The 12829-nt window shown below is 47.5% G+C and carries 11 protein-coding genes; 7 read left to right on the forward strand and 4 right to left on the reverse strand.

Annotation, left to right across the window (positions count from 1 at the left end; translation table 11 throughout):
- Nucleotides 1-12: 12 nt before the first annotated feature.
- Entirely contained in the window at nt 13-714 is a 702-nt protein-coding gene (mtgA, locus tag ACM67B_RS08795; RefSeq protein ID WP_416189295.1) for a monofunctional biosynthetic peptidoglycan transglycosylase, read from the reverse strand.
- Entirely contained in the window at nt 714-1526 is an 813-nt protein-coding gene (gene aroE, locus ACM67B_RS08800) for a shikimate dehydrogenase (RefSeq protein WP_416189296.1), read from the reverse strand. Before aroE ends, mtgA begins: the two co-directional genes overlap by 1 nt.
- A gap of 398 nt (nt 1527-1924) precedes the next feature.
- Between aroE and glnA the strand changes: the two genes are divergently transcribed.
- The 5 genes from glnA (at nt 1925) to ACM67B_RS08825 (ending at nt 7582) form a co-directional block, all read left to right on the forward strand.
- Nucleotides 1925-3343: a type I glutamate--ammonia ligase gene (gene glnA / locus ACM67B_RS08805; RefSeq protein ID WP_100563035.1), complete on the forward strand. Its 1419-nt coding sequence runs from the start codon at nt 1925-1927 to the stop codon at nt 3341-3343.
- Between the two features lie 228 nt (nt 3344-3571).
- Nucleotides 3572-5506, forward strand: coding sequence for a TonB-dependent copper receptor (locus tag ACM67B_RS08810; protein ID WP_416189297.1), 1935 nt, complete (start codon nt 3572-3574; stop codon nt 5504-5506).
- 189 nt (nt 5507-5695) lie between these two features.
- Nucleotides 5696-6337: a hypothetical protein gene (locus ACM67B_RS08815; protein WP_416189298.1), complete on the forward strand. Its 642-nt coding sequence runs from the start codon at nt 5696-5698 to the stop codon at nt 6335-6337.
- A 91-nt stretch (nt 6338-6428) separates the two neighbouring features.
- Nucleotides 6429-6785 carry a helix-turn-helix domain-containing protein gene (locus ACM67B_RS08820; RefSeq protein WP_416188879.1) on the forward strand — a complete coding sequence of 119 codons (357 nt, stop codon included), beginning with the start codon at nt 6429-6431 and terminating at the stop codon, nt 6783-6785.
- A gap of 23 nt (nt 6786-6808) precedes the next feature.
- On the forward strand, nt 6809-7582 hold the full coding sequence (locus ACM67B_RS08825; protein WP_416188878.1) for an IS3 family transposase: 774 nt from the start codon (nt 6809-6811) through the stop codon (nt 7580-7582).
- Between the two features lie 255 nt (nt 7583-7837).
- Here the strand turns inward: ACM67B_RS08825 and ACM67B_RS08830 are convergent, their stop codons facing one another.
- Both ACM67B_RS08830 and ACM67B_RS08835 read right to left on the reverse strand, forming a co-directional pair.
- On the reverse strand, nt 7838-8044 hold the full coding sequence (locus ACM67B_RS08830) for a CstA-like transporter-associated (seleno)protein (RefSeq protein ID WP_095502780.1): 207 nt from the start codon (nt 8042-8044) through the stop codon (nt 7838-7840).
- Nucleotides 8028-10106, reverse strand: a complete 2079-nt coding sequence (locus tag ACM67B_RS08835; protein ID WP_095502779.1) for a carbon starvation CstA family protein — start codon at nt 10104-10106, stop codon at nt 8028-8030. Before ACM67B_RS08835 ends, ACM67B_RS08830 begins: the two co-directional genes overlap by 17 nt.
- Nucleotides 10107-10427: 321 nt before the next feature.
- Here ACM67B_RS08835 and dusA point away from each other — a divergent pair, with 321 nt between their 5' ends.
- Both dusA and ACM67B_RS08845 read left to right on the forward strand, forming a co-directional pair.
- The gene (gene dusA / locus ACM67B_RS08840) at nt 10428-11441 is read left to right on the forward strand and encodes a tRNA dihydrouridine(20/20a) synthase DusA (RefSeq protein WP_416189299.1); all 1014 of its coding nucleotides are present in this window, start codon (nt 10428-10430) and stop codon (nt 11439-11441) included.
- Nucleotides 11442-11708: 267 nt separating this feature from the next.
- Nucleotides 11709-12704, forward strand: a complete 996-nt coding sequence (locus ACM67B_RS08845) for a TAXI family TRAP transporter solute-binding subunit (RefSeq protein ID WP_416189300.1) — start codon at nt 11709-11711, stop codon at nt 12702-12704.
- Nucleotides 12705-12829: the final 125 nt, after the last annotated feature.

A 12829-nucleotide genomic window follows, 5' to 3' on the forward strand; every position in this document is an offset into this window, starting at 1 on the left:
AGTGATTTGGCATTATTCCGTATCGCTGACCGGTAATTCTGCCGAACCCATACGCCGCAAAATAATGTTGGTTTTGCCGCGCAGGCGCTTGCTTTTCGGATTATCCGCATAAAACAACGGCGCAGGCACGCGGGCGGCGAGCTTCGCGGCTTGCTGTTTGGTCAATTCGGCGGCCGGTTTTTTATAGAAAAACTGCGACGCGGCTTCGGCACCGAACACACCGTAATGCCATTCGATGGTGTTGAGATACAGCTCGAAAATGCGGTCTTTGTCGGTGACGGCTTCCATCATCGCGGTAATGGCGGCTTCTTCGGCTTTGCGAATGTAGCTGCGGCTGTCGTTGAGAAACAGGTTTTTCGCCAATTGCTGGCTGATGGTCGAACCACCGGCTTTCACTTCACCACTTTTCTGGTTGCGCTTGATGGCGTTTTGGATGCCGCTCCAGTCAAAGCCGTCATGAGCGGCGAATTTGGCGTCTTCAGAAGCAATCAGCGCTTTTTTCAGGTTGGTAGAAATGCGTTCATACGGCACCCAGCGGTAATCCAGCCTTTCGCTGCGCCCTTCTTGCTGAAACTGGCTCATGCGCATACTCATGAATGCGGTTTGATGCGGCGCAACGGCGCGGTAGGTGATGATGTTGCCGTACACATAGGCGTTGAACAAAATAAAGCCCGCCACTGGCAACGCAATCAGCCATTTGAAAATGCGCAACATCACAGGTCTTTCATGTATTCAAACACAGGTTTGATGTCCGGCTCAAAACCGCGCCACAATTGATAGGAAAACGCTGCCTGTCCGACCAGCATGCCTAAGCCGTCGGCCGTTTTTTGCGCACCCGATTCGGCGGCAAATTTTAAAAACGGCTCGGAGTCTTTGCCGTAAACCATGTCATAAGCCAAGACACACGCGCCGAACACGGCCGGCGCAATGTCGGGCAATTCACCGCTTAAGCCGCCGGATGTGCCGTTGATGATGATGTCAAAATGGTTTTCCGGTAATTCGTTCATGGCAATGGCACGAATCCCGAAACGCTCGGCCACTTCTTCGGCTTTGGCATGAGTGCGGTTGGTGATGACGATTTCGGCAGGCTGATGGCCTTGCAACACGGGAATCACACCACGCACCGCGCCACCTGCGCCAATCAGCAACACACGTTTACCCGCCACCGGCACGCCTTGCGCCTGAATGATGTCGTTCACCATGCCCACGCCGTCGCTGTTGTCGCCACGGAATTTGCCGTTGCCCAGCGGAATAATGGTATTCACTGCACCGGCAGCCAACGCGCGCTCGGAATGTTCGTCAACAAAATTGAAGGCATCCAATTTAAACGGCACAGTCACGTTTGCGCCCTGCCCGCCTTCGGCAAAAAACGCGGCAGCGGCTTCGGCAAATCCGCCTATTTCGGCGTAAATGCGGTCGTAATCAATGGCAACGTTTTCCTGCTTGGCAAATTCTTGATGGATTTGCGGCGATTTGCTGTGTTGCACAGGATTGCCGAATACGGCGTAACGCGGTTTGCTGCTCATGGCTGGTTTCCTTCACTCATCAGGCAAAAGCGTTATTATAACGGGATTTCGTCAGGATTAAAGCGGATGTTGCGTTAAATACCGCAAGTTGCTGTATTGCGCCGTTGAAGCAGTAAATTGTTGACAATCAGGCCGTCTGAAATTATATTTCATGTATCGGTTTGAATCGATTAAAACACAGCGCAATCACCATATTTACCGCTGTTTTTCAGACGGCATCAAGCCTTCACGCGCTATTTTTTAACGGCTACTGACAAGCCCTGAAACGTGATAAAATAGCCCATCCGATTTTTACTGCCTGCCCATCCAGTTTATCCAAATAAGCATGCAACCAAATGCCGCATTTCAGATCGCATGTTTATTTGGATTGACTGATTTCCCTATTTAGGAGCTTGAACATGTCTATTAAAGACGTTGTAAAACTGATTGAAGAAAGCGAAGCGCGCTTCGTTGATTTGCGTTTTACCGATACCAAAGGTAAACAACACCACTTTACCATTCCATCACGCATCGTATTGGAAGACCCTGAAGACTGGTTTGAAAACGGCCAAGCCTTCGACGGCTCTTCTATGGGCGGCTGGAAAGGCGTTCAAGCTTCCGACATGCAATTGCGCCCAGATGCGTCCACTGCCTTTATCGATCCGTTTTACGATGACACCACCGTTGTGATTACCTGCGACGTGATCGACCCTGCCGACGGCCAAGGCTACGACCGCGACCCGCGTTCCATCGCCAAACGCGCCGAAGCTTATTTGAAATCTTCCGGCATTGGCGACACCGCTTTCTTCGGCCCTGAGCCTGAATTTTTCGTGTTTGACGGCGTAGCATTTGAAACCGCCATGCACAAAACCCGCTATGAAATCACTTCTGAAAGCGGCGCATGGTCAAGCGGCGCGCATCTGGATGGCCAAAACACCGGCCACCGCCCAATGGTCAAAGGCGGCTACGCGCCTGTGGCACCGGTTGACCAAGGCCAAGACTTGCGTTCGGCCATGGTGAATATTTTGGAAGAAATCGGCATTGAAGTCGAAGTGCATCACGGCGAAGTGGGCACCGGCTCGCAAATGGAACTGGGTACCAAATTCGGCACCTTAGTCCGCCGCGCCGACCAAACCCAAGACATGAAATACGTGATTTGGAACGTGGCACACAACTTCGGTAAAACCGCTACCTTTATGCCGAAACCCATTATGGGCGACAACGGCTCAGGCATGCACGTGCACCAATCGATTTGGAAAGACGGTCAAAACCTGTTTGCCGGCGACGGCTACGCAGGTTTGAGCGATACCGCGCTCTACTACATCGGCGGCATCATCAAACACGCCAAAGCCTTGAATGCGATTTGTAACCCCTCAACCAACTCGTACAAACGTTTGGTGCCACACTTTGAAGCTCCGGTAAAACTGGCTTACTCAGCGAAAAACCGTTCGGCCTCTATCCGCATTCCATCGGTGAACAGCGTGAAAGCCCGCCGCATCGAAGCGCGTTTCCCTGACCCGATGGCCAACCCTTACTTGTGTTTCGCCGCCTTGCTGATGGCAGGCTTGGACGGTATCCAAAACAAAATCCACCCGGGTGATCCGGCCACCAAAAACCTCTACGACCTGCCACCGGAAGAAGATGCTTTGGTACCAACCGTGTGCGCCTCTTTAGACGAAGCCTTGGCTGCGTTGAAAGAAGACCACGAATTCCTGACCCGCGGTGGCGTGTTCAGCAAAGACTGGATCGAAAGCTACATCGCTTTCAAAGAAGAAGATGTCCGCCGCGTACGCATGGCGCCGCATCCGCTGGAATTTGAAATGTATTACAGCCTGTAATTACATCAATCTTTGATTGAATTAAGGCCGTCTGAAACGTTGTATTATCGGAACGTTTCAGACGGCTTTTTATTTTTTCAAAATAGTCTCTAAGCAAAATGGTTAAATATTAACATTAAAATATTCATGTTAATTGACTTTAATCAATTAACATGAATTCATCCAGCATTAGAATTTGCGCAGTTATGTTATAACAAATTATTTTATTCATTTATCCGAAAGCATAAAATGAAACCTTCTCCTTTTCTAAGTTTACTACCATTAAGTTTCTCTATCAGTACCACTTGGGGTAGTACCGAATTACCACCTGTTCACCAAGAACTAGAACCAGTTGTTGTGACTGCTGCACCACAAAACCGTGCAAATATTGTGCAGTTTAATACCAAAACAGCCGTCCAGCCCTTACCCGCAAACGATGGAGCAGGATTATTACTGTCTGTCCCTAATATGAATGTCATTCGAAAAGGCGGTACATCTGGTGACCCCTTATTTCGTGGTTTAGGCGGTTCACGTTTAGCCATTCAAGCCGATGATCAATTCATCTATGGCGGTTGCGGAGGCCGTATGGATCCGCCTACTGCCTATATTTTTCCCAATTCTTATGATCAGGTTGTTATTACCAAGGGGCCACAGACCGTCACCCAAGGTACCGGATTAGTAGCCGGTTCAGTACGCTTTGTACGTAAAGAACCAAAATTTCATGAAAAAAATATACATTTTAATACAGCCTATACCATCGGTAGTTTCGGTAGGCACGATGCGATGGTGGATGGGGCTGTAGGAAATGAACTAGGCTATGCGCGTCTAAATGCTACTTACAACACCTCAGACGATTACCAAGATGGGGACAACAATAAAGCCCATTCTAATTTTGAACGCAACAGCCAAATGCTACAATTAGGTCTAACCCCTTCACCAGATACCTTATTGGCAGCAACTTATGAGCGCAGTCGGGCAAAAGCAGCCTATTCAGACCGAATGATGGATGGCAGCAAATTTGACCGTGACGCTTGGAATGTCCGCGGCGTACAACACAATATTAATGATTGGTTTGCGGAAGCAGAATTCCGTTATGGCCAAAGTACTATTGATCATGTTATGGACAATTACAGCATGCGGCCTGTTCGCCCAGGAATGGCACGTGCAAATAACCCCAAACGTGAAACCGATACTGCTCAGTTAAAAACCACATTTGATTTTAACAATATTGAATTACAAACAGGCATAGATTATATGCGTGATAAACATTCATCGCGTAGTGGTACAGATTATGCAAGCAAACCGTATACGCCCAATCAAAATTTCACACATTGGGGAGGTTTTGCTGAAGCCAACTGGGCATATACTGACCATCAAAACTGGATCGCCGGTTATCGGCATGACGAAATTAAAGCCATTTATGATGCATACCCACTCAATGATACTGCCAGAACCCAAAAATATCATTTAAATTCAGGATTTTTACGTTATGAACATCAGGCAGGAAATACCAAATACTATTTAGGCTTAGGAACAGCGGAACGTGCTCCGGATTATTGGGAACGTAACCGTAGTGAAGATTTATTACCAGAACGTAACAACCAAATAGATACCGGGGTAATTTGGCAAAATGACAAATGGCGTGCCTCTGTATCACTATTTGGCAGTCGTATTAATAATTTTATTCTTGTTGATAATTCGGTTGGTGCACGTAATATTAGAGCTGAACGGTTTGGCGGTGAAGCTGAGTTCAATTATCGCTTTGCACCAAATTGGACAATAGGCAGCAGCCTTGCCTATACTTATGGAAAAAACCGTACCGATAATATCCCTCTAGCTCAAACACCTCCACTAGATTGGAAAACCTCACTTAACTGGGATAATGGTAAATTTAATGCCGGGGCACTATGGCGCGTAGTCAATAAACAAAAGCGTTTTGCCAAAGGGCAAGGTAATATTATCGGACAAGATATCGGTGCTTCTGCAGGCTTTGGTGTTTTGTCACTCAATGCAGGCTGGAAAATCAATAAAAATGCCATTCTTCAAGCCGGAGTGGATAACGTGTTTAATAAAACCTATGCTGAATTCGTCAACAAGGCCGGAAATGCCTCAGCTGGGGTTCAAACAACCCGTGTTAATGAGCCTGGACGACAATTCTGGCTGCGGGGGCAGATGCAGTTTTAAGCGCTTCGATAACATCAGCTTTCGAGTATCACGTAACGAATCAATCTAATAATTGACTTAAAGCTATCTGAAATACTTATCTAATTTTTCAGATGGCTTTTTCTTTTACAATATGATCCGCATAAATTAACACGTCTCATCCATTGTGGCGTACAATGCCATACACCCTTGTATGTATCAGAAATCATCATGAATTTATCCCGTCATTTTTTAATCAGCACTTTGCTGTTGACTGTATATTGGGCATTGGTTTTGCATGTTGCGGTTTTTGCGCCCTTAGATTTGGCTAATTTCTTATTCAGCGAATCGGGTACATTTGAAATCTTCAGCCCTTATTTATGGTTTTTATTAGCGATTGTGTGCTTATGCGCCCGTTTTACCGTTTTGACCCGCTTGGCTACTGCGGCCACAGCGGTATTGTTTGGTTTGCGTGAAATGGATTTACACAAATCTTTATTCAGCATGAGCTTTTTAAAAACCAATTTCTACCGCAGCGATGTGATTCCTTTATCCGATAAGCTACTTGGCGCTGCAATTTGCTTGTTTTTATTATTACTGGCATTTTATTTGGGCAAAACCTTCCTCAAACATCTGCGCCAATCATCGCACCCGTGGCCGGTAGCGTATGGTTACACAATCTTGGCTTTTGTGTTACTGGTGGCCAGCAAGTTTATCGACCGATTGAATGCGCAATTAGATGAACTGTTTAATATCACACTTTCCGAGCGCTCTGCGGTGATTATTCAATCATTGGAAGAATCTACCGAAATGGCGTTACCGGTTTTATTGTGTATTGCTATTTTTCTGTATCAACCTAAATCTAAATCATAAAGCATGAGTCTTTAAAGGCCGTCTGAAAATTTTGAACTGCACCCCAAAAGTTGGACACTTTCCCCCAACTTTAAAAAGGTGCAGTTTTCTTATGTCCAAATATACACTAGACTTCAAATACCGAGCCGTACTCCATTACCATCAAGTGCACAGCCAACAGCGTACCGCAGACCATTTCAACGTCTCACGCACACACCTGCGCCGTTGGATTGCCGCCTACCGTCAAGGCGGTATAGCCGCACTTCAGCACCCACAGGCTACGCTTATGAAGACTACGCAGACCAAACGCAACAATCCCTTTATCGTCGACAAACCCGACCATGAAAAAACTCAGGCAGAGCTGATTGAAGAGTTACGCTACATGAGGGCGGAGATCGACTACCTAAAGCACATGAAAGCCCTCAACGAAAAGAACGCCACCAAAGTTGCGAAACCGTTCAAACGCTGAGGGCGAAGCACCTGCTGAAATACTTGTTGCACAGTGCCGGCATACCCAAAAGCAGTTTCTACTACCACATCGGTAAATCCGATCCCGATATGGAAGCCAAAGCGGCGGTGAGTGAAGTTTATCACCAACACAAAGGTCGCTACGGCCAACGGCGGATTGGAGCTGTATTATCGTGGAATAAAAAGAAAGTGCAGCGTATTATGGGATTATTGGGTTTGAAAGCCAAAGTGCGCAACAAAAAATCCTATCGTCCGCAAGTTATAGGAGAGACGTCGAAAAACATCCTTAAGCGTGCATTCACTGCTGATAAAGCGGGAGATAAATGGTTGACCGATGTGACCGAGTTTAAATGCACCGACGGCAAACTGTACTTATCGCCGATATTGGATGTATTCAATCGTGAGATTGTGGCTTATGAGCTCAGTAGAAAGCCGGACAGCAAGATGGTCATGCAGATGCTGGATAAGGCATTCGGCCGTCTGAAAGGGCAGACCCCGCTGCTGCATTCTGACCAAGGTGTGCTTTACCGAACTCAGGCTTATCGGGAAAAGCTGGCGGAGAAAGGCATTGTGCAGAGCATGTCGCGCAAAGGGAATTGCTGGGACAATGCACCGATGGAGAGTTTCTTCGGGACATTAAAAGTGGAAAGCTTCTATCAGGAAGGTGTGTTATCGGTGGCAGAGTTGACCAAAGTGATAGATGATTACATACGTTACTACAATTATGAACGTATTAGTTTGAATTTAAAAAAGCTGAGTCCTGTGGCTTACAGGACCCAGCTTGAACAGGCTGTTTGAGAAAGATTTTTAATTTGTCCAAGAATTGGGGGACAGTTCATTTTTTTCAGACGGCCTTTATTTAATGAATCAAAAACTACAACTGCTGCCAATCTCAAATTTGAGTATCAATCGAAGCCAATATCGTACAAAAGCAAAACATCACACTTACAGCACTAAGCCATTGAAAGACCATTGAAAGATAGCGCCCCCTGTTTATCCCTTACCCCACAAGAAAAAACCCTGCATGTCACCATACAGGGCTTTTTTCATCTTTCAACAGCAGCCGCCACCGCTTTTGATTCGGCAATACTCGATAAACTGCGCCCGAGTCATCACCGGCGTATTCGGATTATATTTGCGTTGCTGGGCAACATAGCGGTCGTAATCCGGAATACCGGCCATATAATTGGCAGCGACACAAAAGCTCTTATGCGCTTTTTTCAGACGGCCTATTAAAGGATGATTAAGCAATTTTCTCATTGGTTTGAACCTCGTCACGGTAAACGGCAGGGACTTCTTTCGCAGTCGGCCAAGCCACTTTACGCGCTTTCATGGCAGTCATCAAGCCGTAGATGGCGATGAAAATCACAACCAGCATAAATGCTGCGCACAAACCTGAGTTGACATAGTCGTTGAAGACAATCTGCCCCATTTGCGCCACGTCTTTGGCCGGAGCCAACACTTCGCCACGCGCAGCCGCTTCACGGTATTGTGCAGCGTGTGCCAAGAAGCTGACACGTGGGTCGGAATCAAACAGTTTCTGCATGGAAGCCACGGCAGTCACAATCAATAAGCCCATGGCCGGTACCAATGGTACCCATACATAACGTTCTTTTTTCATTTTTACCAACACAACCGCTACCATAATCAGCGCCATACCGGCCAGCATTTGGTTACCGATACCGAATAAAGGCCAGAGTGAATTGATGCCGCCCAGCGGGTCAGTCACACCGGTATACAGGAAGTAACCCCATGCACCGACGGTCAGGAAAGTGGCCACCAGATTTGAGAACATGCCCTGACCGGTGCCCAAAGGTTTCACAAAAATACCCAGCAAATCTTGCACCATAAAGCGTGAAGTACGGGTACCTGCATCCACCGCAGTCAAAATAAACATGGCTTCAAACAACAGCGCAAAGTGATACCAGAAGGCCATCATTGCTTCGCCCGGAATCAATTGGCTCATGATGTGTGCCATACCGACTGCTAAAGTCGGTGCACCACCGGCTCGGGACAGAATCGAATTCTCACCCACTTCACGCGCGGTATTGGCTAAGGTTGCCGCATCCACCGGAATTTGCAGATGAGTAGTAATCGCATGCGCCGCCGTTGCAGGGTCAGTACCAATCAAAGCTGCAGGGCTGTTCATGGCGAAGTACACGCCCGGCTCCAACACGCAAGCCGCTGCCAAAGCCATAATGGCCACGAAACTTTCCATCAACATACCACCATAACCGATGGCGCGGACGTGGGTTTCGTTTTCAATCATTTTAGGGGTGGTACCGGAAGAAATCAGCGCATGGAAGCCGGATACCGCACCACAAGCAATGGTAATGAATAAGAACGGGAACAGCTTACCGGAGAACACCGGACCGGTACCGTCGATAAAGTGGGTCACAGCCGGCATTTTCAGCACCGGACCAACCACAATAATACCGATGGCCAATGCAATGATGGTACCGATTTTCAGGAAAGTCGCCAGATAATCGCGCGGTGTCATCAAGAACCACACCGGCAGCAGCGAAGAAATACCGCCATACAGCATAATGCCGAAAGCCAATTGCACGCCATTCAAGTCAAACCAAGGGCCAATCGCACTTTCGGCCACATGGTTACCGAAGATTACGGCGCTCATCATGGCGATAAAACCGACAATCGCGATTTCACCCAAATGACCCGGACGGATAAAGCGAGCGTAAAAACCCATAAACAGCGCAATCGGCACGGTTACGGCAATGGTAAACGTACCCCAAGGGCTGTGAGTCAGCGCTTTCACCACAATCAAGGCCAATACCGATGTGATGATGATCATAATCATCAGAATACCGATAGACGCAATCACACCGGCAGTCGTGCCCAATTCTTGTTTGATGATGTCGCCCAAGGATTTACCGTCGCGGCGCATAGACACAAACAACACCATCATATCCTGCACGGCACCGGCCAATACCACACCGAAAATAATCCACAGCGTGCCCGGCAGATAACCCATTTGCGATGCCAACACAGGCCCTACCAACGGACCCGCACCCGCAATTGCAGCAAAGTGGTGACCGAACAATACTTTTTTATCGGTCGGCACATAATCGACACCATTGTTGTTGCGTTCCGCCGGTGTCATACGGCGATGGTCGAGCTGTAGAATATTTTTACAGATATAAAGGCTGTAAAAACGATAGGCAATACAATATACCGATACCGCAGCCACCACCAGCCAAATAGCACTGACGTGTTCGCCGCGACTGAGGGCTAAAGTGGCGAAAGCAAATACCCCAGCCAACACCACCAAGCCCCATATCAGAAACGATTTCAACGCTTTCATGACATGTCCTTTTTAAATGTTAAGAGATAAACAAGAATATATAAATAAATTCAAAAAATTCAAAAAGTTAAAATATTTACCATATAAAACATAATCTTATTTAATAAATATTTTATTTTGACAAAATTCTAACATATTTATATAGCTACATACAATTACATAGAAAGAAATATGTTTTAAATCAAACTTCGTTGAAATATTCACTTAATCGGTAACCTATCCTTACAAAGCGATTTCGCCCAGATATCGTCAGCACCAGTCATATTGCCGCCTTCATCTCTGTTATAATCATGCCCATTTGCACCCGCTTAATACCTTGACATGACCTCAAACATCCTACCCACCCGCCGCCTTTCCGTCGCACCCATGCTCGACTGGACCGATCGCCACTACCGCCACATGGCACGCCAAATCACGCAAAACACTTGGCTTTACAGCGAAATGATCAATTCCGGCGCAATTGTGTATGGCGACAAAAACCGCTTTCTCATGTTCAACGAAGGCGAAAACCCCGTTGCCCTGCAATTGGGCGGTAGCGACCCTGCCGAGCTGGCCAAAGCCGCCAAAGCGGTAGAAGAATACGGCTACGATGAAGTCAATCTCAACTGCGGCTGCCCCAGCCCACGCGTGCAAAAAGGCGCATTCGGCGCCTGCTTGATGAACGAAGTCGATTTAGTGGCCAATTATTTAAACGCCATGCAAGATGCCGTACAGATTCCCGTTACCGTCAAGCATCGCATTGGTGTCGACCGTCAAACCGAATACCAAACCGTGGCGGATTTTGTCGGCACCCTACGCGACAAAACCACCTGCAAAACCTTTATCGTCCACGCCCGCAACGCATGGCTCGACGGCTTGTCACCCAAAGAAAACCGCGACATTCCACCGCTGAAATACGACTACGTTTACCGCCTGAAACAAGAATTCCCCGAGCTGGAAATCCTGATTAACGGCGGCATCACCACCAACGAACAAATCGCCGAGCATCTCCAACATGTCGACGGCGTGATGGTCGGCCGCGAGGCCTACCACAACCCGATGGTGATGCGCGAATGGGACCAACTGTTTTACGGCAGCAGCCACGCCCCCATCGAATACGCCGACTTGGTGCAACGCCTATTTACCTACAGCCAAGCGCAAATCCAAAGCGGCCGCGGCACCATCTTGCGCCACATCGTCCGCCACAGCTTAGGCTTAATGCACGGGCTCAAAGGTGCACGCACTTGGCGGCGCATGCTCTCCGATGCCACCCTGCTCAAAGACAACGATGGCACACTGATTCTGGAAGCATGGCGTGAAGTGGAAAAAGCCAACCGCTTTGGCTCGGTTAAATAGATGACAAAAGGCCGTCTGAAAACTTAATGTTCAGACGGCCTTTTTATTCTTAAAGCATATTATTTAATTTTAAACAATATACACTTAAACCTTTTATTATGCTTGCCAAGCTATTTGAATTCCGCTACCCTTAGCGCGCAATTTCATCAAAATTGCATTCTAATGTTTACGCCAATTTAAGCTGTTAACTTGGCGTTCAAACACTCAAAAAGCTGGGTGTACTGTTTTTCTACGGGCAAACACCCTTTCTCCATAGAGGAAAAGACTATGAAATTCAAACGTTCCGCCGCCATCGTGGCCGCTACCTTACTCGCCCTGACTGCATGTTCCGACAACGGCAAATCTGCCGACAGCGCACCAAAAGAAAATGCCGCTGCTGTCGCTGCCGACAAGCTGCAAACCAAATTTGTGACCATCGCCACCGGCGGTGCGTCCGGCCCTTACAATATCTTGGCCACTTCTTTGGCCGAAGCCTATGCCAAAGAATTCGGTGTCAATTCCAAAACCCAAACCACCGGTGCTTCCGTTGAAAACATCAATTTAATCAATCAGAAAAAAGCCGAAATGGCGTTTGTGATGAGCGATGTTTTGAGTGACGCGGTCAACGGCCAAAACAGCTTTAAAGAAAAAATCGGCAGCGTATCGCAAATCGCCGCACTGTATCCGAACTATGTTCAAGTCGTGGCTTCTGCCAAATCCGGCATCAAAACGCTGGAAGACTTGCGCGGCAAACGTGTGGCCGTGGGCGCGCAAAATTCCGGCGTTGAAGTAAACGCCCGCAACCTGATTAACGGCTTCGGCATGACGTACAACGATTTGAAAGTGGATTATCTGGGCTACGCCGAAGCGGCTGATGCACTGAAAGCCGGCAAAATCGATGCCGCATTCCTAACCAGCGGCCTGCCGAATTCTTCGCTGATGGAATTGCAACAAGGCTTTGATTTACAACTGGTTTCCATTCCTGCGGATAAAATCGGTGAAATCGCCAAAGACAAGCCTTATTTCGTGGCAATGAACATTCCGAAAGGCACTTACGGCAACGCTGAAGACATCCCGACCGCCGCCATCCGCAATGCTTTGGTCGTAAGCAGCGAATTGAGCGAAGACGATGTGTATAAGCTGACCAAATCATTCTTTGCTAACTTGGGCGTGTTGCAAACCGCACACCAAGCCGCTAAGGAAATCGATCCGGCTCAAGCCAAAGAAGGCTTTGTCGCACCAATGCATCCGGGCGCGCAAAAATATTTTGACGAAGCGAAATAAGCGTTTTGTGTTTCAGACGGCCTCCGATAATCATCAGGCCGTCTGAACTGTTTCACGTTTAAGATTTTGTTTTAATTCATCAATATAGTAATACTTTGTTTTCAGACGGCCTGATAATTACCATG

This window comes from Neisseria sp. CCUG17229 (assembly GCF_047839235.1).
GTDB classification, from domain to species: Bacteria; Pseudomonadota; Gammaproteobacteria; order Burkholderiales; family Neisseriaceae; genus Neisseria; species Neisseria brasiliensis.

What these genes read in the sequence shown, in the direction of transcription:
- mtgA (WP_416189295.1), bottom strand. Translation starts at nt 714, where the DNA reads ATGTTGCGCATTTTCAAATGGCTGATTGCGTTGCCAGTGGCGGGCTTT.
- aroE (WP_416189296.1), bottom strand. Translation starts at nt 1,526, where the DNA reads ATGAGCAGCAAACCGCGTTACGCCGTATTCGGCAATCCTGTGCAACAC.
- glnA (WP_100563035.1), top strand. Translation starts at nt 1,925, where the DNA reads ATGTCTATTAAAGACGTTGTAAAACTGATTGAAGAAAGCGAAGCGCGC.
- ACM67B_RS08810 (WP_416189297.1), top strand. Translation starts at nt 3,572, where the DNA reads ATGAAACCTTCTCCTTTTCTAAGTTTACTACCATTAAGTTTCTCTATC.
- ACM67B_RS08815 (WP_416189298.1), top strand. Translation starts at nt 5,696, where the DNA reads ATGAATTTATCCCGTCATTTTTTAATCAGCACTTTGCTGTTGACTGTA.
- ACM67B_RS08820 (WP_416188879.1), top strand. Translation starts at nt 6,429, where the DNA reads ATGTCCAAATATACACTAGACTTCAAATACCGAGCCGTACTCCATTAC.
- ACM67B_RS08830 (WP_095502780.1), bottom strand. Translation starts at nt 8,044, where the DNA reads ATGAGAAAATTGCTTAATCATCCTTTAATAGGCCGTCTGAAAAAAGCG.
- ACM67B_RS08835 (WP_095502779.1), bottom strand. Translation starts at nt 10,106, where the DNA reads ATGAAAGCGTTGAAATCGTTTCTGATATGGGGCTTGGTGGTGTTGGCT.
- dusA (WP_416189299.1), top strand. Translation starts at nt 10,428, where the DNA reads ATGACCTCAAACATCCTACCCACCCGCCGCCTTTCCGTCGCACCCATG.
- ACM67B_RS08845 (WP_416189300.1), top strand. Translation starts at nt 11,709, where the DNA reads ATGAAATTCAAACGTTCCGCCGCCATCGTGGCCGCTACCTTACTCGCC.